We start from the raw sequence: 25,053 nt of genomic DNA on the forward strand, positions 1-25,053 counted from the left end.
AAGGGGAATGTGGTTGTGAAGAAAAAGATAATTTTGATACCGATTGTTACGGTTCTTGCGATTTTCATAGTATTGATTGCTGCTGGTAATTACTTTTATAATGTCGCGATCAATCGAAGTCATGAATCTGTGGACCTTCATGGTGGCGGGAAAAGTGTCACAGCAGCCAAGCTGCTAAGTGAAGAAGAGGAGCAGAAGAAGCTGGACGAAATTATAGCCTGGACAGAGGAGCAAAGCTTTGAACTGGTTGAAATAAAATCGGAGGACGGCCTAAAGTTAAACGCTCGATTTTTAAAAAATGATAAGCCCTCGGGTAAAGCTGTGATACTTGCTCATGGATACAAAGGGAATAGTGAGCAAATGCCAGGAATCACGAAGTTTTACTATGAGCAAGGGTTTGATATTCTTAAGCCTGATGCGAGGGGGCACGGTCTCAGTGAGGGTGACTATGTCGGGTATGGCTGGCATGATCGCAATGACTATGTACAGTGGTCAAAGTTTTTAGCTGAGGAAGCCGGTGCTGAAGATATTTTCCTTCACGGATTTTCCATGGGTGCTGCGACTGTACTGATGGCGAGCGGGGAAAAACTTCCGGAGCAGGTTAAGGGGATTATTGCTGACAGTGGGTATACGACGGTTCTTGAGGAACTAAGCCACCAATTGAAATACCTGTATAATCTTCCAGCATTCCCAATCATGCAGGTTACCAGTGTGATTACGAACATCAGGGCAGGCTATACATTCGCAGAAGCCTCCGCAATTGACAGTGTCGCAAAAAATAAACTTCCATTACTCATCATCCACGGGGATAAGGATGCATTAGTCCCAACTGAAATGGGGAAACGTATTTTTGAAAAAGCGAACAGTGATAAAGAGCTGTGGATTGTGCCTGGCGCCGGTCACACAGAGGCATATACAATCGCTGAACAAGAGTATCAAGAAAAATTAAAGGCATTCTGGACGAAAGCCATAGGGAAATAGGTGGAATAAATGCAAACAATTGAAAAAATAGGCGAGCGTTTTTGGTATATGACGCCAGTTTCTGAGACAGACAGGCCAATCCTCGGTATGGTTGTAGGGGATGAAAGAACTCTGATGATAGACTCCGGAAACTCTGAAGCGCATGCCAATCTTTTCTTGGATATGGTAAAAGAACAGGGTGTAGATAAACCCACTTATGTGGTTTTAACACACTGGCATTGGGATCATATATTCGGCCTGTCTGCGCTTGAAAATACCGTGTCAATCTCTTCTAAGAAAACGAGGATAGAAATTGAAAAGCTTCGCCCCTTATCCTGGTCAAATGAGGCAATAGATCAAAGAGTAGCAGAAGGAACGGAAATTGAATTTTGCGCGAAAGCGATCAAACAAGAGTTTCCGGATAAACGTGACATTGCAATCACTTTACCTGTAATGACTTTTGAAGATGAAATCGAGATTGATCTTGGCGGCATTACGTGCATCATCAAGCATGTTGGTGGCGACCATGCTGAAGATTCGATCGTCGTGTTTGTCAAAGAGGAAAAGATATTGTTCCTGGCTGACAGCATCTACCCAGATATCTTTTCGGTTAAAGATAACTTTACCGTCGAGGGAACGAGAGACTTACTGAGTAAAATTGAGCACTTTGATGCTGACACCTACATCCTGTCTCATTCGGGCGTGATTTCTAAAGAAGAGTTCATTCATGAGGCAAGTCTGCTAAGATCTATTGCTGATTTGACTGAAAGACATGACGGCGATTCAAAATTGATTGTAGAGGCATTCAGAAAACAGATGAGTAGAGAGCTTACTGAGGAAGAGCTTGAAACAATCGTATACTTCGTCAACGGATTTGAGATGAAGGAAGGCCAAGTATAGTAAAACACACCTAAAAAGGTGTGTTTTTTTCTTTGCAAGGGAAAATACAGATCGGAAGAGTTGAATAATCAACGCCAAGTTGATTATTCTCTACGATTTCATTGTCTTTCTCTATGTTTTTATGATTTTCTCTACGCTTTCGACCGTAATCTCTACGGAATCTGCAATAATCTCTACAAATTTCGTCTTAATCTCTACGTTATCCAATTAAATGGAAGATGGAGCATTGTTAACTGTCAGAATAAATCCGTTCATAAAACATATATCTCTTAGAGGATTATCATCAAAGGAGGAGAGATTATGCCAGAAGGAAAACACGATATCATAATTGATGTTCCGATCGAACAAGTCTGGAATTTCGTGAAAGATATGGACAACTGGGCACCATTATTGCCTGGGTATATCAGTCATGAAAAGCTGAATGAAAAGCAGTCTAACTGGACTTTCAAGGAAACTGTCGGTGTATTGAAAAAGAAAATCAGTTTACAGGTGACGATCAAGGAATGGATTGAACCGACTCGGGTGACATTTGATTTGAAGGGAATCAATGAAAATCTGACCGGGAACGGTTATTTTAATGCAGAAGCGCTAGGACAAAACCGGACAAAGATGACTGGTTATCTGGAAATGACGGCAGAAGGCGCCCTTGCACCAGTCATGAATGCTGTAATGAAAACTTCACTTCCTAAAAGCGGTCAAGAGCTTACGACAGCAATCGCCCAAAAACTCGAGGAAACAAAAGCAATTCGATAATAAAGTGCAGGGAGCCCGCAATCAGCTGGCTCCCTAGTCTATTTTCTCGATTTTAACAGGTCCATCAATTCGGCCGCTTTTATCAAAGTAAACTAGAACGGAATCTCCACTTTTGATATTCTCGTTGGCTGGCACTTTTTCTTTTTTAAAATAAATGCTTTTACCATCTGTACTTTCTCCGTAATATCCAGATTCATCCGTTTTATTAATGGTGTATTCTTCTGTAAAATACACGGTTTCAACCTCGTCGGAAACCTTCCGGGCTTCATTCATTTCAAACTTTAGAAAAATCATCAATCCTAGAAGAAGAGTCAATAAAAACAGAAATAACATCCTCATTTGTTTATCCTCCACTGCATAATCCGTAAACATTATATGTAGCAGGCTTGTCTAAATGACTTAATCCCTTGAAAAAGTTTGCTATAATGATAGGAAAAACGGCAGGAATGAAACACATGAAGCAATTATACGAAGCCGATTTATATGAGCCGATCCGAAAACATTTTTTAAAACAAGGCTATCGTGTCAATGGTGAGGTACATGATTGCGATTTAACAGCTGTTAAGGATGAGGATCTAATAATCGTTGAATTAAAACTAAATCTGAATATCGACCTTTTGCTTCAAGCAACGAGAAGGCAGCGCCTGACTGATCTTGTATACATCGCGATTCCGAAACCAAAGCGCATTTCAAGGAAACGCTGGAATGATATCCTCCAATTAGTGAAAAGGCTGGAACTGGGCTTGATTATAGTATCGTTTGCTGGAAATCGTAAAAGTGTTGAGTTCAAAGTTCATCCAGAACCATATAAGCGTATGACAAGCAAGAACATTAGGAAGAAAGCAGCGTTGATTAAAGAAATAGAAGGAAGAAGCGCTGACTACAATATCGGAGGCAGCAGCAAAAGCAAAATCATGACTGCCTACAAAGAAAATTGCATCCAAATCGCCTGTTATCTTGATAAACTTGGACAAATGTCTCCAAAAGCGCTGGTAGCTCTCGGTGCGGGGGAGAAGACGCCCTCGATCCTTCAGAAAAACTATTATAAATGGTACGAAAGAGTGGAGAGAGGTGTTTATGCCATTAATGAGCAAGGAAAAGCCGAGCTCGAAGACTACCCGGAACTCGTGGAATATTATTTAGGTAAACTGGAAAATGAAGATTCACTTTAAGTGCACATTGTGCTCGAAGGGCGAGAGAGAATTAGATTACTATTCACATTAAAGGCGGTAATGTGACTATTTTAGCGAGGAAACAGCAAATTACAGTCGCATAGAAAGCTGTTATGTTACTGTAACATTCCGATTTAATGTTAGCTGGTAAAAAACTCTCGAAATTTCCAGTTCGCCAATAAATTATAATTATCGCCAATAAATAGGTGAATTCCGCCAATAAAAAAATATTTTCGCCAATAAAGTTGTGAAAATCGCCAATAAAATTCTTTAAGCATTAAAATGCTGAAAAATAAACATAATTGAACGAATATATAGTTGCAAATATGACTTTTAAGCGAAACAAAAGCAAATTATGATCACTTTTATCTCGATAATCTACTTATAAAACGAGAAAATCAAATTACGCTTAAATAAATGCAAAATAAAGTGATCGCCGCTATCTTATCCCACAGAATCTTCACCTAAAATACAAAAATTAACGGGGCAGAAAACAAAGACGTTTTCCACCCCGTTTTTTTATGCCTTTTCGAGCAAATTCTCGTCTATCAGTGCTTGTAACTCGATGAGTTCAATTTTGTCGGCCGTGGCTAATGATAAAATGACACTGTCAATCAGGAATTTTCTCGGTGCTGAGGATCGAAGGATTTCTTCCTCGATGAAATCAAGCTTTTTAAGATAATCAATGTTATTGCAGTCCAGTTTCTTCAGGCGGGAAATGACTGAATGAACTTTACCCCTCCAGTCAAGGTCCTCTGTTTTGGAAACAGGAAGCCATTTATCCAAGAATTCCGGAGGCACTAATTGTTCCCCAGATAACACTAGTTCATCAAGCATATTCAAAATCCGAGTTACACTATACCGAACAACTGGGCGTATACTCGCTTTCTCGCCGTTTGCTTTACGATGAAACCTGATGTTTTGAAGCAGAATTCCATTTAACATAATCGCCGCATCCAGAAGGTATGGCTGGGCATTTTCATCTGTTATGTCTCCGAGCCGTCCGGAAAACCAGCGTAACATCTTCATTTGTCCCACTTCGATAAATTGCTTGAGCTCCTTATCTCCAGAGAAAAACACTTCTTCAAAAAGAGGTACTATTTTATTTTCGCGGTTTGCGGTCATCTGGAATTCGATTTGGCTAATAAAGATTTTCGGGTCACCAGGGTCCTGGCCAATCAGTAAACCATTACGATCAATCTCCATCTTCCTGAAGGCCGTTTTAAAGATATCCATGAGTAGTTCGTTTTTGGAAGAGAAATAATTATAGAAGGTTCCTTTTGAAATACCGCTGTAATCGAGGATATCCTGTATAGAGGTGGCCTGGAATCCTTTTTCTATGAATAGCTGATGTGCTTTCTCAATAACTTGACGTTTTCTGTCGTTCATTTGATCACCTTAACCTTTTTTGTACCGGTTGTATAAAAAATATACTACATTAAATTTTCGGACATTACAAATCCCTTCATTTAGGTGGTTTAAAAGCATTGCAAAAATTGGACCGATGGTATATGCTAGTTTCTATGCAATTACATTGTTTACAAATCTGTGAACAATTTAGGGGGAAATAGAATGGAACAAAATATGAAAACACCTGACAAACCGCCCTATGGAATACTGGCGGTATTAATTGTTGGAGCCTTTATCGCATTCTTAAATAATACTTTGCTTAATATAGCTTTGCCATCTATAATGTCTGACTTGGAGGTCGAGGCAACGACAGTCCAATGGCTGACAACTGGATTTATGCTCGTCAGTGGTGTGATGATTCCGCTTAGTGCGTATTTGATTCAAAAGTATTCGGTAAGACGATTATTTTTGACGGCAATGGGTTTATTCACAGCGGGTACAATCATAGCCGGAGCAGCACACGTTTTTCCGCTTTTATTAGCAGGGCGTATGATTCAGGCATCCGGCACGGCGATCATGATGCCACTTTTAATGAATGTCATGCTTGTCAGCTTTCCAATTGAAAAACGCGGTACCGCAATGGGCGTATTCGGATTGGTACTTATGTTCGCACCAGCTATAGGTCCGACACTTTCAGGATGGCTAATCGAGCATTACGACTGGAGAATGCTTTTCCATTTTGTAACGCCAATCGCTGCCACAATCCTTTTACTTGGATTTTTCATGTTAAAAGATAAAAAAGAGAAAGTGCATATGCGTCTGGACATTATTTCATTATCCTTGTCGAGTGTCGGATTTGGCGGGCTCTTGTACGGTTTCAGTTCTGCCGGTTCGAAGGGATGGGATAGTCCACATGTCTATCTAACTTTGGCAATCGGAGTAGTATCACTTATCGTATTTATCCTTCGTCAATTAGGCCAAGATAATCCTATGTTGAATTTCAGGATTTATAAGTATCCAATGTTTGCTTTATCTTCTGTGATTTCAATGATCGTTACAATGGCGCTGTTCTCGGGAATGCTATTGCTGCCAATCTACGTGCAGACAATACGCGGAATTTCTCCATTGGATGCGGGCTTAATGCTGTTGCCAGGTGCGATAGCCATGGCGATTATGTCTCCGATTACCGGAAGATTATTTGACAAATTTGGTGGTCGCGCCTTGGCCATCATCGGTCTGATCATCACGCTTGTGACGAGCTATTATTTCAGCAAGCTATCAATGGAAACAACATATACTCAGCTGATCATCCTGTATACAGTTCGCATGTTCGGGATGTCCATGGTTAATATGCCTGTAAACACGAATGGTCTAAACCAATTGCCTGCACGTTATTATCCACACGGTACCGCGATGAACAACACGATGCAGCAGGTTTCCGGTGCGATTGGAACAGCATTGTTGGTAACGGTCATGTCAATGCGTGCAGAATCCTATGGAAAAGAATTAGCTGCCTCAGCACTTAAGGAGGCTGCAGCTGCTGGAAAAGCCGTTACACCTGCTGTTAAAGCAGAAATGGAACAACAGATTGCCATGCAGGCAATGCTGCATGGAATCAATGACGCTTTTTATGTAACAGTTTTCCTCTCATTCATCGCTTTGGTGCTCGCTTTCTTTATCAAACGTGCAACACAAGCAGAAGATACTATTGGCAGAAAAGTTCCTGCCAAGAATCACTCCCATAAATTAGCTAATAACTAATCAATCCCCCTGGATTCCAGGGGGTTTTGTATAATAAAGAATTGAAATAACTTCAATTGAAAGGGTGCAGTTCTTTTGAAAAGAATTTCAGAGATGCTAGCGCAAAAACAGCTTGATGCATATAACAAACAAGATCTGGAAGAGTTTTTATCTGTCTATAGCGACGATGTCATGATTATGGACTTCCCAGGTAGCAAGGTGACCACTAGAGGTATTGAAGAAATGCGTATAAGATATGGCAGGCTTTTTAACGAGCATCCTAACAACCATGCTGAATTATTGGCGAGGATGGTCCATGGCAACAAGGTTGTAGACCATGAACTTGTGACAGGAAGGGAAAATTCCGGGCCGAAGAAGGCAGTTGCCATATATGAAATTGAAGGCGAAAAGATTGTGAAAGTATGGTTTTTATAATCACTGCAAGTAGAGCCAGCACCTTTATTCAACATGGTGCAGGCTTATTTTTTCATGGTAAAAATACAGCAGTTGACGGGTTTGCGAAACAGAATGCTGCTAATAAGGAACAGATTGTTGTTTTGGGTTCATCAATACACCTTACTAATCAGACGAAAAACTGTAAATGTTGACCATAACCGGTGCTGGTATACAATTATAATTTCGTTTTTAAGGGGGAATCTATCCTTAAATAAACAGAAGGGTTTGAAAGATGTGGCAGAACATGAAAACATTCCATTGACATCAGCTGAATTAGCATCGCTACACCAAAATTACCTTGGAGATACAATGTCCATTTGTGTTTTTGAACACTTCCTTGAAAAAGTCGTCGACCCCGAGATTAAAACAGTGGTGGAGCATGCGCTGGATATATCAGTACAACATGTACAAGGTATTAAAGAGATATTTGTTAAGGAAAACATTCCTGTCCCCATCGGTTTTACAGCACAGGACGTACACAAGAATGCACCAAGGTTATTTTCTGATCCGTTCTATTTAAATTATATCAAGCACATGGCTAGAGGAGGATTGGCCATCTACGGCTTCATTCAGCCCCATATGTTCAGGAGTGATGTTTTATCCTTTTACACGAAATGTTTACAGTCAACAATTGAGTTAAATAATGAAGCAACAAATTTATTGCAAAAGAAAGGATTAGCAGTCCGGCCTGCTTATATCCCTTACCCTGACAAAAATGAGTTTATTCATAAAAAATCCTTTTTATCAGGCTTTATGAGTGAAAAACGGCCATTGACCGGGATGGAAATCACTCATCTCTACTCGAATATACAAACGAATAAATTGGGGGAAGCACTTGCAATTGCTTTTAGCCAGGTTGCCCAATCCAATAAAGTAAGAAAATATTTTATGAGAGGAAAGGAAATATCGGAAAAACATATTAAGGTTTTTTCTTGATATCTGCTTGATGAGAATCTTCCTGTACCAATGACTTGGAATCACGAGGTTTCCAAATCACAGGAACCTCCATTTTCAGATAAATTGATGATGTTCCATTTTGGTCTAATGAATTTTTCCGGAAGCGGTAACTATGGAATGTCTGTTGCTGCCAGTCAAAGGAAAGATATTGTAACCAGTTATGCTCGCTTAAACTCGGAGATATTATTATACGCTCAGGATGGCGCTAATATCATGATTGATGAAGGATGGCTAGAACAGCCACCACTCGCAGCTGACCGGGATGATTTAGTTAAGAAATAAGCAAATGTAAGTGGTGAGACCAATAAGCGATCAAAATAAAATTATCCCTATAGACTACTAAAACATATCTGGAGAAATCACTGGGATGAAGTTCACGAAAAATTTCCGTTCTGCCACAGAAGAAGAATGGTATGAATTTCTGCCAGGGTTTAAGGATCAAGGCATTGGAGGAGCAGTGGGGAAGGCAGTAATCCATTATAATCTATACGGCATTAAGGAAATATTTGATGATTCCGGACTTCATGAGGAACGAAATCATCAGCTGGTCTATGGACTGGATGTAGAAATTGTAAACCGGCTGTTAGGGTACACAGACACACTGATGTCGTTACATCTGGGCAAAACCCCTATCAGGCGGAATATCGCTCTTAAATTGAATCCTTGAAAGGAGGTGCATGGAAATGAAGAAAAATAGGGCAGATCATGCCTATGAGAGTGAGGTAGCTAAATTATTCGGACTGGATGAAGAATCAAGTCTGCAATCCGTAAACTTTGCCACAACTGAAAACCCATTGTTAAATGAACATTTCCAGGAGGAACAGCAAAAATAAATAAAAGCCAGGCGTGAAGCCCAGCCTAATTTTGGCGGTTTGCCAGGACGGCATCCGCTTTATGCTGTTGTTGAAATTGCTGAAGTATCTGACTTGATATGGCTGTGTTTCCAGAAGGGTTAGGATGCACTCCGTCACTGGCCAAATAGTCCAGATTATCGCTGTTGATTACATTCGTAGTTTGTACGACTATGGAGGATGGTGTTCCCTTTGCTGCTTCGTAAATCATTAAATTCCATTTTGGAAGAAGCTTATCTGCCAGGGAATAAAATTGGTGATCTGCTGGCATTGGGTTATAAAGCTCAAGAAGAACGATTGTCGCTGAAGGATTCAATTCGCCAATTTTTATAGTAATCTCAGCAAGATTTTCTGAAAATCCTCCTTGCAGACTGTCGAAGGATTTAAGTGCACTATAGATATCGCTCTTTTTGACCAATTTAAGAATGTCATTTCCACCGACGTTAACTGTTATGAGATCGGCCTCTTTGATCGCTTCGTCGTATACTCCAGCCTGAACGCGCTCATTCAACCTCTCACTTGTTATCCCGATCACTCCTTCATTATATGAAACGACTTGTTTCCCAGTTTCCACACTAAGCTGGGTCGAAAATTGACTGATGAAATTTTCTTCCTCTGGGATATTGTAACCACGAATGATAGAGTCCCCGAGAGCAAGATGGTTAATGGTACTGTCTGGTATTGTTCTGTAATAATCTATATAAGTAAGCTTATTGGTCTTTTCAACTGTTGGAGCATTTTCCTGCTTGATTTTATTGATTTGGTATTGGGGATAGTAAATCCACGCAGAAAATGACAGGATGGCAAGCAGAGACGATAGCAGTATAAATTTTATGATTTTCATGTTGATTCACTCCTCGATATATTTCTATTGTATCAAGGATTTTGAAGGAAATAATTAGGGGGGTATTTCCATTTTTAAAATAATATTAATATTTAGTAATTCGAAAAAACTTCGATTCCTAATGCAAGATTTTGCTATAATTATATAATTAATATATTCAAGGAGTACACAGATGTACCAGACATATTCGACAAAAGAGAAAATAAAACAGATTTTTGTCATGCTGATCCCAATATTGATCACTCAATTAGGGATGTTTTCAATGGTCTTTTTCAATACGATCATGTCAGGAAAATATAATTCTTCAGATCTTGCGGGGGTAGCCATTGGATCTTCAATTTGGAGCCCGGTCTTTACCGGACTCAGCGGAATACTCCTTGCGGTTTCGCCGATCGCTGCCCAGCGGTTTGGTGAAAAGAAGGGCAAAGAAGTATCATCAATCCTCACCCATGGTATTTATTTGGCATTCATTATTGCAGTACTTGTCATCATTTCGGGTGTTTTTCTGCTTGATCCGTTATTAACAGCGATGAACTTACCGGAAAGTGTCCATGAAACGGCGTTTCGCTACCTGGCAGGCTTAAGTTTTGGAATCATCCCTTTATTTATCTTTAACGTATTGAGATCATTCATTTATGCGCTCGGAAAAACAAGAGTGGTTATGTATATCCTTCTGGTGTCCTTGCCAATCAATTTCTTCTTGAACTATGTCTTGATTTTCGGTCATTGGGGTTTTCCTGAATTAGGAGGGGCTGGAGCTGGGTATGCAACTTCGATTACTTATTATGTGATCGCGGGAATGACAGCGGCGGTCATTATCAAGCAACAGCCATTCTCAGAGTTTGTCGGTTTGAAATACTTCAAGGAATTTTCCGGAGAGAAAGTGAAGGAGATTTTGAAAATAGGTGTCCCGATGGGCTTATCAATCTTCTTTGAAACGAGCATGTTTGCCGTCGTTACCATTTTGATCAGTAAATTCAACATCACAACCATTGCCGCCTATCAGTCAGCTCTGAATATTGTATCTTTCTTATATATGATTCCGATGAGTATATCGATGGCGCAAACTGTTTTGGTCGGATTCGAAGTTGGTGCTGGCCGTTATAATGATGCCAAAGCTTACAGCTGGATGGGGATTTATCTTGGTGCCATTATTGCAGTTGGTGCCGGTTTGTTAGTCGTTCTGTTCCGTTACGAGGTAGCAGGATTTTATTCAAATGAACCAGCAGTAATCGCTTTAACTGGCCAATTTTTGATCTATGCCTTATTTTTCATGATATCCGACGCAATCCAGGCCACAGCGCTCGCTGCATTGCGCGGGTACAAAGACGTGAATATATCCTTTATTATCACATTGATTGCCTACTGGCTCATCTGCCTTCCGGTCGGCTACCTGCTGGCCCATAATACCGGGCTTGGAGCTTCTGGCTACTGGGTAGGGTTGACCATCGGATTGCTGGCAGCGGGAATATCATTATCATTCAGATTGATTTTCATTCAAAAACATCGCTTTAACGCTAATTTGGCAGAGGTTGTATAAAAATGTGTGAGGTTCATTTATGAATCTCACACATTTTTATACAACCTCTTTAATAATCGAACCACTTTAGTAGTGTGAGTTGTTTAGGAAATCAAAAGTCGAATTTCAACCAATAAAAAAATATCCTGATAATGGAAATATAATGAAGGAATTCATTCTTTTAGGAGGAATAATTACTTTAAGGGGGGTGTGGATAATTACTTATTTAAAGATGGTAACTTATAATTTCATGAGTTTAAAACTCAGGCTGAAAGAGCGATGGAACAATTGGACTTAAAGCAGCTTCACTACTCGCCCAACGAAGAATCAAACAGCATTGCCATTATTGCCAATCATATGAGCGGCAATCTTAAATCAAGGTTCCGTGACTTTTTGACAACTGATGGTGAGAAACCTGATCGCAACAGGGATGGAGAATTCGAGGGAACATTTGCCACGAGGGAGGACTTGCTATCTCATTGGGATGATGGCTGGACTGTACTTTTTCAGACACTTTCACAGTTATCAGAAAAGGACATGGAACAAACAGTTTATATAAGAAACGAACCGCACACCGCCATTAAAGCCATCCAGCGCCAGATTGTCCATCAAGCAAACCATGCTGGGCAGATTGTCTATTTAGCAAAGATGATCAAGAAAGAGCAATAGAATACACTCAGTATTCCAAGGGGGAACTCACAGCAATTTAACGAAAAAATGATGGGGGAATCCAAACAAAAAGAGACCCAAATAGAATGAATGGGTCTCTCTTAAGAATTGGCTGCATGCTTTTTGGGTTTGTATTTGGACCATTGGAAACGAATAAAGCAGCCAATGCAAAATCCCAGGATTGCTATAAAGGCAGCTAACGCAACCATAACTGTAAATATGTGTCCTAAAACAGTTAAACCGCTGGCATAGGAAATAAGTCCGCCTGTTAAGCAGCCAACAGCGATTTTTTGATTGAACTGCTGTTGCTCCCAGTCTTCCGGTATATAATCTGACGGTTGCTTTCGCAGGAAAGTGCTGGCTATTCGCATGACCGGATTATATTCGAACACCAGTCCTGAAATTCCTGCGAGCAGCGGCAATATTAATATCCACTCAACACCTGTTAGCCAGGTACTTATAACACTAATGACAATGAACCACTGATTTGTTTTTACCAATGGCTGAGGAATCGTGCGAAACTCAGTAGTCATGTTAAATCCGACCTTTCTTATTGGTTTAAATGTATTTTATCCTTTTTTCATCAAAATGTGAAGACATATGTGATTATTTTTATTAATAATACAAATTTCCGGAAATATGGAAAAGTATCCCTGAATATAATAGAATGCTGGTTTTAAATATAAAGAGGAATGATGGGGGAAACATGGGGAGAAATTCGAAGCTTATTTGGTTGTTGTTGGTTGCGGTATTCATTGGATTAGCTGGATGTTCACAATCACATGCGAAGAAAGATGAGACTGAAAATAAAGTGATTGAACACGAGGAAAAGACAGAGAGTGAAAATAAGGAAAAGGATGCAGAGGCGGAAGAACAAGAGAAAGAAGAAATTCAACCAATTGTAGTGAATGTAATTGAGCCTACCACTCAGGATGTGATCAAGTCACTTACACCGGTTGAAATGGGCTACGGAAACGATAATGAAAAATATAAAGCTGAATTGGAAAAATGGGCTCGTGAATTAGCTCGAGGGACGGATTCCACACCAGGTTACGACCATCGGATGATTCCGGATAAACTTGGTCCGGATGGCCAGGTGATTAAAGGGAGTCCTCTAATCATCTTGGACGAAGCCGAATTTGTCGAAAGTATAATTCAGGCATCAGAAAAAGGAGGGGACGTCGAACTCCCACTTTATGTAACGGCGAGCGGATATGAAATGAATGATGCTGCCCAGCTAAGTGAGGTTATTGTAGGGAAATATACAACCTATTTTAATCCTTCAGTTGCGGGCAGGACGAAAAATATTGAGCTGTCAGCTGAAGCAATTAACAATGTCATCCTGGGTGTGGGTGATGTGTTTTCATTTAATACAACTGTAGGACCGAGTGATGAAGCACATGGCTATCAGCCGGCTGAGGAAATTGTGAACAAAAAGCTGGTCATGGGGATCGGGGGAGGCATCTGTCAGACTTCTTCTACTTTATACAATGCTGTGGATGTACTTGGTGTTGGGTATGTGGAAAAACATCATCATTCCCTATCTGTAGGCTATGTTCCTGAAGGAAGGGACGCAACGGTTTCCTATGGAGGAAAGGACTTCAGGTTCGAAAACACAACAGGCGTGCCTCTTTTGCTGAAAGCAGTAGTTGGAAAAGGTTCTTTGACCGTAGAAGTGAGGACATCCACAGAATACGAAGCACAAATGAAAAAAGGAATTTAAAGGTCTTAAATTCATTCCGCCATAAGATGTAGAAAGAATCAATCTGATGGTGAATGTTTCCATTAGTCAGTTCCCTTATTCTTAAATTAAGAACAAGGGAGGCGAATGATTTGGAAATGAATTATTTAGCATTAGAATATATCTGGAATACAAAGAAGGAAGAAATGAAACGGAAAAGTGATTTTAGAGAAACTTATAAACTTTACCCAGAGTTTAAGAGGTCTAAGTGGATTAAATCATTAAGGAGGGATAATCAATCAAAGTAATTATAAAGTATCTATTGTATATGGCAGGTTTTATCATGTTGTTGGTTGTTATTGGAAACCTCCAGCAAAAATTTGAAAATATCGGAACGGAAACTTTTAGACTCTATCCCTGGATTATTCTTGCTACTACATTGTATCTTCCTCTTGGCGTTTATCTTGGAATCCCAGGGTTATTGAAGGAAAATCAAAAGGATGGAAAATGGAAATTCAACTGGTTAAAGAATATTTTCATAACCCTTCCGTTGATCTATTTTTCGTTCTTCTGGTTCATTCCGACCTCTTATCCGGTGCCAGATTTTATGATAGGAAGCCATTCTACGTTTCAATTGGCCATGATCGCCGCAGGGTTTATTTTCATGAATAGCATAACTAAAGAAAACAGCGGGTGAAATCATTCCGCTGTTTTCATGTTTTAGGAAGTCCGTCTCTTTTCATGTACATTCACTAACAAGCCGCGTTTAATCCAATAATCAAAATTATCCACTGGAAACACACTTCGATTCTCCGTGTTATTCATTTTTATGATTACGCTGCTGTTTGAAACCTCTAAAACCTTCAATCTGTCTGAGTTGTACATATTCGGCAAAAAGCCATTTCGGATTTCAAACTCCATGTTATGTTGGTATTCCATAAAAAAACCTCCAGGATTTCTTCATAGAAATAATATTTACCATTAAGTGATTAATTATCCATTTTTAAAAACCAAAATATGAATCGATAAAAACCTGTAACTCTTCTGTTTTTTCACCATCTCCTTGATAAGAAAACCCATTGTCTTCTCCGATACCACCTTTATTGATAGCAATATCAAGATCATTGAGTAATTTTTGCAAATAACTCACTGCCAGCTTCATTTCGTCCGTCGGCTCTTTCCAATATTTATGAGCGTCAAATTTACTTACCCCATCTAAATTGACGCCATCTGTCCGTTTACCTTGTTCTTCATAAATAATCATGGTTAAGTTGTAGAGATTATTAAAATCCTTTTCAATATCCATTCCTTTAACGGCAATTATATTCAAGCCATTTTGAATCGCAGATGCCTCAAGGTAATAAAAATACATCTCATCATATCCCTTTTGAATCAGCTTGGAATCAGGAGCTGGTGTCTGATGAATAGATATATTTGCACTCGCGATATAATCTCTAGCATTTGTCGCCATATCATAATGTGTTCCTTGATCTAATTCCGTGATATCCTCCCAGTATTTGTTGTTTTCTTCCATAAGAGGCTTCTCTTCTTCTAATGGAATCTCCACGTTTTTCTCTCCAGTTTCACTAACGGCTGTATCAGGGGGTGAGATATCTGCCTGTCGTGTATCAGGGAATAGCTCATAATAAGTAAATGAACCTATCGAAAACAAGAACATCACAGAAAATGCCACTGAAAGAATTGGACCAATGAAGTTGGTTTTTTTAGATTCATGAGGATTTAGTGCATTCTCTAAAATCAGCTGTTTTTCCGTGCTGTTAAAACGCCGGTTATTCAACACTGTTTGATCCATGCTTGAACGCAGTTCCTTTAATTTATTCTCCATTCTCATCTACTCCTTCGTACTTTTTACGAAGCAATGCTTTGGCACGCCTTAACCTTGTTTTAACTGTATCAAGATTTATACTGGTCAGATTACTAATTTCAGCAATGTTCAAGTCCTCGTAATAATACAGAATGATTATTTCACGATATTTCGCAGGAAGACTCATCACGTTTTTTGAAAGGGTATAATGTTTGTTTTTATTTATAACGTCCTCTTCAGGTGAGGTTTTGCTTCCAGGTATTAAAGACCATCCAAATTCAATAGGGACGATTGATTTATACCATTTGCTTTTTAAATAATCCTTACATTTATTGACGGTAATTTTAAAAATCCATGTTTTATAAGAACTCTCACTGCGGAAAGAATCTAAATTTTTATAACAGGAAATGAACACTTCCTGGGTGATATCTTCAGCAGATTGCCAACTTTTCACATAGGTATAGGCCAAACGATTCACGCGATCTGCATAGTCTTCGATCAGCACCTCGAGTAATTCCTCATTACTAATACTTCTTCTGCTGGGCTCCAATTTCGCACCTCAATTCTTTTTACTGAAGTATAGACGATTGTCCTAAATAAAAAGGTTCATTTTCTTGGAATTATACACTTTAGTATTTTCGAGAGTAACACCCAATGAAAAAAAGACAAATTAAAAAGCAAGAGGGGGAAATCCCTCTCGCTGAAAGTTTTATATTCCTAATTTTTCAACACATTGAAATACCTTGCTTCTGGATGGGAGAAGACGATAGCCGTGACCGATGCCTCCGGTTCCATCATGAATCCGTCGGTCAAATTAATTCCGATGTCTTCTGGTTTGATCAAGTTGAAAAGCTTACGTTGATCTTCCAAATCCGGACATGCAGGGTATCCGAATGAAAAACGCTGTCCTTGATACTTGGCGGCGAAACGGTCTTTCATTGTCATATCAGGTGTGTCCGGGAAGCCCCATCGATCGCGGATTTGGCGGTGAATGAGTTCGGCGTAACCTTCTGCCGTTTCAAGTGCAAGTGCCTGGAGGGCATGGCTTTCCAGGAATCTTCCTTCTTTTTTTAGTTGTCCCGCTGCCTGGCGAATTCCTGCACCTGCAGTGACTGCGAACATTCCAACGTAGTCCTTTTTGCGATCATCCACAGAGCGAACGTAATCTGCAAGGCATAATCCAGGTGCAACCTCTTGTCTCGGAAAATCAAAGGTTTCGAGGATTTGATCTGGTTGTTCAGGATTAAAAATGTTAAGTCTCTTTCCATCTGACTGGGCAGGGAAGAACTGATAAACGGCAGCAGGTTTGATCCAATCCTTCAACTTGGCTTCCTGTAAAAGGGATTGGACAACCTCCTGAAGCTTAACTGCCTTTTCATTACCTTCAGCCAGCAAGTTTTCTACCTTTCCTTTTAATCCAAGATGATGCCCTATAAGCATTTGCAGGTTGATATACGGTTCAATATGGGACAGGGAGTAGGATTTAACGAGATGCCTTTTCGTATCCTGCGGGATGAATACCGGAGCCTTTGCCGTCACTTTGGGACGTTCCAAAACTGTTGTGGCAAAATTTCGGCCTGTTGTCGTGAATTCTGGCTTATTCATCGCGGCTTCTTGCTTTGCTTTTTGTTCTGTTAAAAACTGTTCATACCCATCCGGTTCCCGTAGTTGGTTCGCGATAGACAGGCCGTTCATCGCATCTTTTGCATATAATACAAGCCCGTCATACTCCTTAGCAATCTTTGTATCTGTGAACTTCCTTGATAAAGCAGCACCACCCACAAGAATTGGAATGTCTATCCCTGCTTGCTTCATATCATGAGCCGTCAGCACCATCTGCTGCGCTGATTTAACAAGCAGGCCAGATAGTCCGATGATGTCCGGATTTTCCTTTTTAATTGCCTCAATCAGGGCAGTTGGAGCTACTTTGATTCCCAGATCGACTACCTCATAACCATTATTGCTAAGGATGATATCCACCAGGTTTTTGCCGATATCATGGACATCGCCTTTCACAGTGGCGAGAAGCACTTTCCCCTTTGCAGCCGTTGAATCATTTTTCTCCATATGAGGCTCCAAATAAGATACGGCAGCCTTCATGACCTCTGCACTCTGAAGCACCTCGGCCACAATCAATTGATTATCATTGAACAGCCTGCCAACTTCCTTCATTCCATCCATCAATGGTCCGTTAATGATATCCAGTGGGGCAGGGTAGATTTCAAGTGCAATATCAAGATCTGGATGGAGGCCTTCTTTTGTACCCTCAACCACATAGTAAGACAGTCTTTCTTCTAGTGTCATATCAGGCAGGGTGCTTTTTGTATCCTTCTTTTTATCACGGTAAAAATCAGTGAATTCAGCAAGTGCCTCATCTGTTGTATTGAATAACAGCTCTTCAGCCATTTTAACTTCTTCAGGACTGATAGAAGCAAATCGTTCGAGCTTTTCCGTATTCACAATGGCGTAGTCGAGACCTGCCTGGGTGCAGTGATAAAGAAATACCGAATTCAATACTTCTCGGCCAACAGGCGGCAGGCCGAAGGAAACATTGCTAATTCCGAGGATTGTTTGCGTTTCCGGGAAAGTTTCCTTGATCATTCTGATTCCATCAACAGTTGCTTTGGCTGAGCCAATGTATTGTTCATCTCCGGTGCCGACAGGGAAGACGAGCGGATCAAAAATCAAATCCTGTGCCGGTACTTTATATTTATTGACAAGTAAGTCGTACGATCGTTTAGCAATTTCCAATTTCCTCTCAGCGGAAACACCCATACCCTCTTCTTCAATCGTCCCAACAACAACAGCAGCACCGTATTTGTGGATGAGGCGAGAAACTGACTCGAACCGTTCTTCGCCATCTTCTAGATTTATGGAATTGATGATTGCCTTACCTTGGGAATAACTCAGGGCTTTTTCGATTACCTCATCATCAGTAGAATCAACAACGAGCGGAGCCTTAACTTTTTTCACTACTTCCTTAATGAATTGTTCCATATCATGAAGCTCATCTCGGTCCGGGTCAGCAAGGCAGATATCGATGACATGCGCTCCGTTTTTAACCTGGGCCCTTGCGATCTCTGCTGCTTCTTCGATTTTGCCCTCCGAAATCAAGCGCTTGAATTTCCGTGATCCAATTACATTCGTACGTTCACCTACCATGATTGGCCTCAGGGTTGGATCGTCGTAAATGAATGGCTCGATCCCAGAAACCATATGCAGATTGTTTTCTTTTGTCTGCCTTGGGGGGCGTTCCTTCATTTTTTCAGAAATCGCCTTTATATGTGCCGGTGTCGTACCACAACAGCCACCGACGATATTCAACCAGCCTTCACGAGCAAAATCAGAGAGCTTCTGAGCGAGGGTTTCCGGCGTTTCATGATATTGACCTTCTTCATCGGGCAGACCAGCGTTTGGATAACAGCTGACTGCAGAAGATGAAAGGGAGGACAAAGAACGCAAATGCTCCTGCATGAATTCGGGACCGGTTGCGCAATTCAATCCAATCGCGACCGGATTCATATGCTGAACTGAAATATAAAAGGCTTCGATTGATTGGCCGGCAAGTGTCGTGCCCATTGGTTCAATTGTGGCAGAGATCATGAGGGGAAGCTCTTTTCCACTTTTCTGGAATGCACGCTGGATTCCCGTATAGGCTGCTTTTACATTCAGCAAGTCCTGGCTCGTTTCGAGCAATAGCAAATCAACATTGCCATCAATCAGGCCAAGTGCCTGTTCTTCGTAGGAAGCAGACATTTCTTTAAAGGTTGACCCCCCGGTCACGCTCAATGTTTTAGTTGTCGGTCCCATAGAACCTGCCACAAATCGAGGCTGGGAGGGAGTGGATGACTCGTCAGCAGCTTTTCTGGCAATAAGAGCTGCTTCTTTGTTGATTTCGTACGCTCTATGTCCCAGGTTGTATTCGTCAAGGACCAAGCTTGTAGCACCGAAGGTATTGGTCTCAACGATGTCTGCACCAGCTTCGAAGTACTCCCGATGTATATTTTCAATTACTTCCGGCACTGTTATATTCAGGATTTCGTTACAGCCTTCATATTCTTCGCCGCCAAATTCTGCTGGGGTCAAGTCTGCCTGCTGGAGCATCGTTCCCATTGCTCCGTCCATGATCAGGATTTTTTTCTTCATCTGTTTAGTTAACAAGGTTGACATTTTGTTTCCTCCTCATTAGAAGGCTGCTGTATTCATTAGCGTAGCTCGATAACTCGACACTCATCTCATAATTCATAAAAGGTGTGATGATATAGATTCCGTTAAACAGTTCTGCTGCAGCCTCAATCAAACCTTTTGTAATCGCGATGCCTTCCTTTTTGGATTGAAGCGGTTCATTATTAAATTTCGCCATAATGTCGAGTATCTCCTGTGATATCTTGATACCAGGGACCTCATTATGAAGGAATTCAGCATTTCTGCTGCTCGTAAGCGGCATCAGCCCGATATAGACTGGGGCTTCTATATGCTTTGTTGCTTCATGGACCTCCTGAAGCATTTTTTCCGAGTAAACAGGCTGGGTGATGAAATAATCAGCTCCAGCAAGGATTTTCTTTTCCATCCTCATGACAGCCTTTTCGATGGAACGAACATTTGGATTGAAGGCAGCGCCGACCGAGAAAGCTCCTTTTTGTCCTAAATCTTTTCCAGAATAGGAGAGACCTTCATTAAACTGTTTGATCATCTCTATTAATTCGAAGGAAGAGACATCAAAAACAGATGACGCACCAGGAAAATCACCTACACGAGCAGGGTCGCCCGTTACGGCTAACACATCATGAAGTCCAAGCGTATGCAAGCCCATTAAATGGGACTGAAGTCCAATAATGTTCCTGTCCCGGCAAGTTAGATGTACAAGGGGGCGCAAACCGAAATTTTCCTTTACGAGATGGCCGATTGCCGAATTCGAAATTCTTGGTGAAGCAAGTGAATTATCAGCTAGCGTCAGGGCATCAATTCCTGTATCCTTTAGTGCTTTTGCTCCTTCAAAAAAACGAGTTGTATCCAGTTTTCGTGGAGAGTCAAGCTCCACAATCACGGAAGGCCGTTCTTTCACTACCTGATGCAGTGGAGCTAAAGGCCTTTTAATGTCAGATGGTGTGACAACAATTTTCGGCTTATTTGCAGGGGTTTTCTTATATAACACTGGTTGCAATCCCTTTAGCTCATCAGCAAATGCCTTAATATGTTCAGGGGTTGTTCCGCAACAGCCCCCAATCAGCCTGACTCCCTGGTCACGGAATCTGTGCGCAGACTTCCGAAAGTATTCCGGATTGCCCTCATAATGGAATTTCCCATCTGTGTAGGCCGGCAACCCGGCATTTGGGTAGGCAGAAAGAAATGCCTTTGAAGGTATCTCTATCTGTTCCAGACTGGAAATCATATGATGGGGCCCAAGTCTGCAATTAAGACCGACAATATCGGCACCGAGGTCTTCGAGTCTATTGAAAACTTCCTGTAGCGGTGTCTGATCCTGCATGATTCCTATTTCCTGGAGGGATACCTGGGCGATGATTGGCAGATCGGTTTCCTTTCGGGCAATCTCAAGCACGGTCTCGATTTCATCCATATCATAAAATGTCTCTAGCAAAAGTCCATCCACACCCTCAAGGAGAAGACAGTAGAACTGCTCCCTGAAGCTTCTTTTGATTTCCTCAATCGGGATGGCGGAAGGTCTGATTCCCCGGTTCCCGCCAATTGTTCCGAGGACATATGCATCGGTGCCTGCTGCCTGACGGGCGAGTCTTACTGCGGCACTATTGATCTCTTTCACCTGATCCTCGAGTCCATATCTTTCTAGTTTTATATAATTAGCTGCATAGGTGTTCGTCTGGATTAGATCGGCACCCGCGTTAATATAGGCTTTATGGATCTGTATGATGTCATCAGGATGAGAAATGTTCAACTCTTCATAACAGGTACCAGCTCCATAAGAGTGGAGGAGAGTACCAATCGCTCCATCGGCGATTAAAATTTCATTTTCCAGGCGGTTCAGGAAACTCATTATACTTCCTCCTTACTTACTGCTATAGTTGCAATGCTCTTTAAAGCTTGCTTAAAGTCCAAAATCAAGTCGTCGGCGCTTTCCAATCCGACTGATAAACGAAGAAGACCATCAGTGATTCCACGCCTTACCCGTTCACCCAGCGGCATGGCAGCATGTGACATTTTTGCAGGGTAGGAGAGGATGGATTCGACCGCCCCAAGGCTGACTGCAAAAACTGGCAGTTTCACTTGTTCTATAAATCTAGTTAAAACCTCCGCATCTTCAAGTTCAAAGGAAAGTACTGCACCGGGCCCATATGCCTGCTGGGTCTGAAGGTCTGCCTGCGGATGGTTCACAAGGCCAGGGTAAAAGACATTCTTGATTAAAGGCTGTTCCTGTAAAAATCCAGCGATGTTTTTTGCACTTTCCTGGGATTGGTTCATTCTGACAGATAAAGTCTTGATACCTCTCATGACAAGCCATGCATCCTGAACCCCCAGGACTGCTCCAAAAGAGTTCTGTAGGGAATAAAGCCTGTTGGCCAGTTCTTCATCCTTGACTACCGCCAGACCCGCGACTGTATCACTGTGGCCGGACAAAAACTTTGTGGCGCTGTGAAGGACAATATCAGCTCCAAGCTCAAGCGGACGCTGCAAATAGGGAGTCATGAAAGTGTTGTCGACAAAAGTATAGGCGCCGTGTTTCTTTGCAATTTGGCTGATAGCATGAATATCTGTTACCTTTAACAATGGATTAGAAGGTGTTTCTGCATATAGCAATGCAGTGTTTGGCCTAATCGCTTGTTCCACCGCATCAAGGTCGGTCATGTCCACAAAAGTATGCTCAATTCCAAAACGGTTCAAAACCTGGGTAACCATCCGGTAAGTTCCGCCATAAACATCCTCAGTTACGACCACGTGATCTCCCTTAGAAAGAAGCAAAAAGGCTGTTGAGATAGCAGCCATCCCGGAAGAAAAAGCAAATCCCCGGACACCGCCCTCCAGTTCGGCGATGATTTCCTCAAGTGCTTCTCTGGTGGGATTCAGGCTGCGGCTATAATCATATTTTCCGAATTTGTCTACGGACGATTGATGGAATGTAGATGAGTGATGGATCGGTACGCTGACTCCACCGGTAGCAGGATCGAATTTATGCTTGTTATGGAGCAGATGGGTTTCGAATGTATATCGATGACTCATATAGCTTCTGCCTCCTGACATGCCTTTTTGAAGGCTTCTTCTAAATCATTCTTCAAATCCTCAACATTCTCGATTCCCACAGAGAATCTCAGCAGTCGGTCGCAAACTCCGGTTTGTTCGCGAATTTCAGCCGGTATATCAGCATGTGTCTGAGTAGCAGGATAGGTGATGAAGCTTTCGACACCGCCAAGGCTTTCCGCAAAAGTAATGGTTGATAGACTTTTTAAAAAAGGATTAACTATGGTAGGAGAGTGTACCCTGAAAGAAATCATTCCGCCTCTGCCGGGATAAAGGACATCCTTCACTGCCTGATGAATCTGTAGAAAATCCACAAGCTCCCTGGCATTTTGCTCGTGGCGCTCCATCCTTAATGCCAGGGTTTTCATCCCGCGGATAAGCAGCCAGGAGTCAAAAGGGCTTAGCACCGCACCACCGCCATTATGATGAAGGGCGAGGGAATCACATATTTGCTGACCTCTGGCAACGATGAGCCCTGCAAGAACATCATTATGACCACCAAGATATTTGGTTGCACTGTGGATCACAATATCAGCACCTAAAGCCAATGGTTTTTGCAGCAGGGGAGTGTAGAAGGTATTATCAACAATCAGCAGAATACCGTACTCCTTTGTGATTTTTGCAATAGCTTCAATATCAGCTTGCTCCATCAGCGGGTTTGTCGGTGTTTCCACAAAAAGAGCCTTCGTTCTGTGAGTGATAACCGATTTGATTTCGTTTAAATCTGACATGTCAGCATATGTACTATTTAATCCCCACTTTTTGAAACCCTGCTCCAGAAGCCGGTAAGTTCCTCCGTATAAATCCTTTGAAACAATCCACTCATCTCCGTGCTCGAATAATGAGAGTACGGTCCAGATTGCTGCCATTCCAGAGCTGCAGGCAAAGCCATGGTCACCTTCCTCCAGGTCTGCAATAGCCTTTTCAAGAATTTCGCGAGTAGGGTTGCCCGTGCGGACATAATCATAACCACTGGATTGACCAATCCCATCGTGGCGGTAGGCAGTCGTTAAATAGATTGGTGGATTGACCGCACCTGTTGATGATTCACTCCTGTTGCCAAGCTGTGCTAACTTTGTATCGATTTCTGCCAATTTACTCACTCCTAATGTTTATAGTCAGACGGCAGTTTTTGTTTTATGAGAAAAGACGAGATTATCGACTTAAAAAAGGGACTTGATCCACAATGATCCAGAAAGTCAGAGTGAGAGGTCCCCAATAAAACAAAAAAAGCCTTCTTAAGAAGAAGACTTTACAGTTAGTAGCCATTCTTCTTATCTGCCAAGTTTCAAAAACTTGCTGGAATTAGCACCTTTTCAACAAACACTGTTGAAGGTTGCTGAAGCTTCACAGGGCCAGGACCCTCAGCTTCTCTGGATAAGATTTCATATTATTGAATTTTTAAATTTCTCTAAATATTACAGCTATTATTTATGAATGTCAATCATTAAATTAAAGCAGTAAAGTAAATTGGTAAAGGATTCCTATAGTTTAATATTTAACAGTGCATAGTGATTCTTTTAGACAGCTATTCTGGATTTGTGGCCAAAGCTGTCAAGATTCTGTTGTTATTGTGGCAGCTTTTCAGGAAATGAAGTCAAAGCTGTCAAGATTCTGTTGTTATTGTGACAGCTTTTCAGGATACGAGGCCAATGCTGTCAAGAATCCGATGTTATCTTGACAGCTTCTCAGGATACGCGCCCAAAGCTGTCAAGAATCTGTTGCTATTTTGACAGCTTCTAGGGATACGCGCGCAAAGCTGTCAAGAATCCGATGTTATTATGACAGCTTTTCAGGATTTGCGGCCAAAGCTGTCAAGAATCCGATGTTATTATGACAGCTTCTCGGGATACGCGGCCAATGCTGTCAAGAATCCGATGTTATTATGACAGCTTTTCAGGAAATGAAGTCAAAGCTGTCAAGATTCTGTTGTTATTGTGACAGCTTTTCAGGATACGAGGCCAAAGCTGTCAAGATTCTGTTGTTATTATGACAGCTTTTCAGGAAATGAAGTCAAAGCTGTCAAGATTCTGTTGTTATTGTGACAGCTTTTCAGGATACGAGGCCAAAGCTGTCAAGAATCCGATGTTATCTTGACAGCTTTTCAGGATGCGGAGACAAAGCTGTCAGGAATCTGTTGCTATTTTGACAGCTTCTCAGGATA

The 25,053-nt window shown here is 41.4% G+C and carries 22 protein-coding genes, 2 pseudogenes and 1 riboswitch; of the genes and pseudogenes, 13 read left to right on the top strand and 11 right to left on the bottom strand.

Annotated features, from left to right (window positions below):
- The first annotated feature begins 15 nt into the window (after positions 1-15).
- From DYI25_RS06300 to DYI25_RS06310, 3 genes are all read left to right on the top strand, one after another.
- A complete protein-coding gene (locus tag DYI25_RS06300) occupies positions 16-981 on the top strand; it encodes an alpha/beta hydrolase (protein ID WP_213367563.1) in 966 nt (321 codons plus the stop codon).
- A gap of 9 nt (positions 982-990) precedes the next feature.
- Positions 991-1,860 carry an MBL fold metallo-hydrolase gene (locus DYI25_RS06305; RefSeq protein ID WP_213367564.1) on the top strand — a complete coding sequence of 290 codons (870 nt, stop codon included), beginning with the start codon at positions 991-993 and terminating at the stop codon, positions 1,858-1,860.
- 300 nt (positions 1,861-2,160) lie between these two features.
- Positions 2,161-2,613: a CoxG family protein gene (locus tag DYI25_RS06310; protein ID WP_213367565.1), complete on the top strand. Its 453-nt coding sequence runs from the start codon at positions 2,161-2,163 to the stop codon at positions 2,611-2,613.
- 33 nt (positions 2,614-2,646) lie between these two features.
- Here the strand turns inward: DYI25_RS06310 and DYI25_RS06315 are convergent, their stop codons facing one another.
- Complete coding sequence (locus tag DYI25_RS06315; protein ID WP_213367566.1) at positions 2,647-2,952, bottom strand: hypothetical protein; 306 nt, start codon at positions 2,950-2,952, stop codon at positions 2,647-2,649.
- Positions 2,953-3,068: 116 nt separating this feature from the next.
- Between DYI25_RS06315 and DYI25_RS06320 the strand changes: the two genes are divergently transcribed.
- Positions 3,069-3,785 (top strand): DUF2161 domain-containing phosphodiesterase, encoded by a 717-nt coding sequence (locus tag DYI25_RS06320; RefSeq protein WP_249745266.1) that lies wholly within the window; start codon positions 3,069-3,071, stop codon positions 3,783-3,785.
- A 519-nt stretch (positions 3,786-4,304) separates the two neighbouring features.
- On the opposite strand, the gene DYI25_RS06325 is transcribed toward DYI25_RS06320, so the two are convergent.
- Positions 4,305-5,174, bottom strand: a complete 870-nt coding sequence (locus tag DYI25_RS06325; RefSeq protein WP_213367568.1) for a TetR/AcrR family transcriptional regulator — start codon at positions 5,172-5,174, stop codon at positions 4,305-4,307.
- A gap of 183 nt (positions 5,175-5,357) precedes the next feature.
- On the opposite strand from DYI25_RS06325, the gene DYI25_RS06330 reads away from it, so the two are divergent.
- The 5 genes and pseudogenes from DYI25_RS06330 to DYI25_RS06350 all read left to right on the top strand — a co-directional run bounded on the left by DYI25_RS06330 (position 5,358) and on the right by DYI25_RS06350 (position 9,121).
- A complete protein-coding gene (locus DYI25_RS06330; RefSeq protein WP_213367569.1) occupies positions 5,358-6,896 on the top strand; it encodes a DHA2 family efflux MFS transporter permease subunit in 1,539 nt (512 codons plus the stop codon).
- A gap of 75 nt (positions 6,897-6,971) precedes the next feature.
- Positions 6,972-7,310 carry a nuclear transport factor 2 family protein gene (locus DYI25_RS06335; RefSeq protein WP_249745267.1) on the top strand — a complete coding sequence of 113 codons (339 nt, stop codon included), beginning with the start codon at positions 6,972-6,974 and terminating at the stop codon, positions 7,308-7,310.
- Positions 7,311-7,565: 255 nt separating this feature from the next.
- Positions 7,566-8,570 (top strand): annotated as a pseudogene (locus tag DYI25_RS06340) (DUF3231 family protein).
- 85 nt (positions 8,571-8,655) lie between these two features.
- Positions 8,656-8,955, top strand: coding sequence for a hypothetical protein (locus DYI25_RS06345; RefSeq protein ID WP_249745268.1), 300 nt, complete (start codon positions 8,656-8,658; stop codon positions 8,953-8,955).
- A 16-nt stretch (positions 8,956-8,971) separates the two neighbouring features.
- Positions 8,972-9,121 carry a hypothetical protein gene (locus DYI25_RS06350; protein ID WP_213369611.1) on the top strand — a complete coding sequence of 50 codons (150 nt, stop codon included), beginning with the start codon at positions 8,972-8,974 and terminating at the stop codon, positions 9,119-9,121.
- 25 nt (positions 9,122-9,146) lie between these two features.
- Here the strand turns inward: DYI25_RS06350 and DYI25_RS06355 are convergent, their stop codons facing one another.
- Complete coding sequence (locus DYI25_RS06355) at positions 9,147-9,983, bottom strand: GDSL-type esterase/lipase family protein (RefSeq protein ID WP_213367570.1); 837 nt, start codon at positions 9,981-9,983, stop codon at positions 9,147-9,149.
- Positions 9,984-10,155: 172 nt separating this feature from the next.
- On the opposite strand from DYI25_RS06355, the gene DYI25_RS06360 reads away from it, so the two are divergent.
- Together DYI25_RS06360 and DYI25_RS06365 are read left to right on the top strand one after the other, a co-directional pair.
- On the top strand, positions 10,156-11,523 hold the full coding sequence (locus tag DYI25_RS06360; protein WP_213367571.1) for an MATE family efflux transporter: 1,368 nt from the start codon (positions 10,156-10,158) through the stop codon (positions 11,521-11,523).
- Positions 11,524-11,760: 237 nt separating this feature from the next.
- Positions 11,761-12,171 (top strand): annotated as a pseudogene (locus DYI25_RS06365) (DUF1572 family protein); the annotation flags it as partial.
- A gap of 101 nt (positions 12,172-12,272) precedes the next feature.
- On the opposite strand, the gene DYI25_RS06370 reads toward DYI25_RS06365, so the two are convergent.
- Entirely contained in the window at positions 12,273-12,704 is a 432-nt protein-coding gene (locus DYI25_RS06370) for a DUF4395 domain-containing protein (protein ID WP_213367573.1), read from the bottom strand.
- A gap of 173 nt (positions 12,705-12,877) precedes the next feature.
- Here DYI25_RS06370 and DYI25_RS06375 point away from each other — a divergent pair, with 173 nt between their 5' ends.
- Both DYI25_RS06375 and DYI25_RS06380 read left to right on the top strand, forming a co-directional pair.
- On the top strand, positions 12,878-13,894 hold the full coding sequence (locus DYI25_RS06375) for a VanW family protein (RefSeq protein ID WP_213367574.1): 1,017 nt from the start codon (positions 12,878-12,880) through the stop codon (positions 13,892-13,894).
- Between the two features lie 301 nt (positions 13,895-14,195).
- Positions 14,196-14,549 (top strand): hypothetical protein, encoded by a 354-nt coding sequence (locus DYI25_RS06380; RefSeq protein ID WP_213367575.1) that lies wholly within the window; start codon positions 14,196-14,198, stop codon positions 14,547-14,549.
- Positions 14,550-14,572: 23 nt separating this feature from the next.
- Here DYI25_RS06380 and DYI25_RS06385 read toward each other — a convergent pair whose 3' ends face one another.
- The 7 genes from DYI25_RS06385 to DYI25_RS06415 form a co-directional block, all read right to left on the bottom strand.
- Positions 14,573-14,791 carry a hypothetical protein gene (locus tag DYI25_RS06385; protein ID WP_213367576.1) on the bottom strand — a complete coding sequence of 73 codons (219 nt, stop codon included), beginning with the start codon at positions 14,789-14,791 and terminating at the stop codon, positions 14,573-14,575.
- A 64-nt stretch (positions 14,792-14,855) separates the two neighbouring features.
- Complete coding sequence (locus DYI25_RS06390) at positions 14,856-15,698, bottom strand: hypothetical protein (protein ID WP_213367577.1); 843 nt, start codon at positions 15,696-15,698, stop codon at positions 14,856-14,858.
- The gene (locus DYI25_RS06395) at positions 15,688-16,182 is read right to left on the bottom strand and encodes a sigma-70 family RNA polymerase sigma factor (protein ID WP_342032480.1); all 495 of its coding nucleotides are present in this window, start codon (positions 16,180-16,182) and stop codon (positions 15,688-15,690) included. Before DYI25_RS06395 ends, DYI25_RS06390 begins: the two co-directional genes overlap by 11 nt.
- A gap of 212 nt (positions 16,183-16,394) precedes the next feature.
- Positions 16,395-19,847, bottom strand: coding sequence for a methionine synthase (gene metH, locus DYI25_RS06400; protein ID WP_213367578.1), 3,453 nt, complete (start codon positions 19,845-19,847; stop codon positions 16,395-16,397).
- Positions 19,828-21,690: a bifunctional homocysteine S-methyltransferase/methylenetetrahydrofolate reductase gene (locus DYI25_RS06405; protein WP_213367579.1), complete on the bottom strand. Its 1,863-nt coding sequence runs from the start codon at positions 21,688-21,690 to the stop codon at positions 19,828-19,830. Before DYI25_RS06405 ends, metH begins: the two co-directional genes overlap by 20 nt.
- The gene (gene metC, locus DYI25_RS06410; protein ID WP_213367580.1) at positions 21,690-22,871 is read right to left on the bottom strand and encodes a cystathionine beta-lyase; all 1,182 of its coding nucleotides are present in this window, start codon (positions 22,869-22,871) and stop codon (positions 21,690-21,692) included. Before metC ends, DYI25_RS06405 begins: the two co-directional genes overlap by 1 nt.
- Complete coding sequence (locus DYI25_RS06415) at positions 22,868-23,983, bottom strand: methionine biosynthesis PLP-dependent protein (protein WP_213367581.1); 1,116 nt, start codon at positions 23,981-23,983, stop codon at positions 22,868-22,870. Before DYI25_RS06415 ends, metC begins: the two co-directional genes overlap by 4 nt.
- 177 nt (positions 23,984-24,160) lie before the next feature.
- Positions 24,161-24,273, bottom strand: a riboswitch (SAM riboswitch).
- Positions 24,274-25,053: the final 780 nt, after the last annotated feature.

Origin of the sequence: Mesobacillus boroniphilus (genome assembly GCF_018424685.1) — a bacterium.
GTDB classification, from domain to species: Bacteria; Bacillota; Bacilli; order Bacillales; family Cytobacillaceae; genus Mesobacillus; species Mesobacillus boroniphilus_A.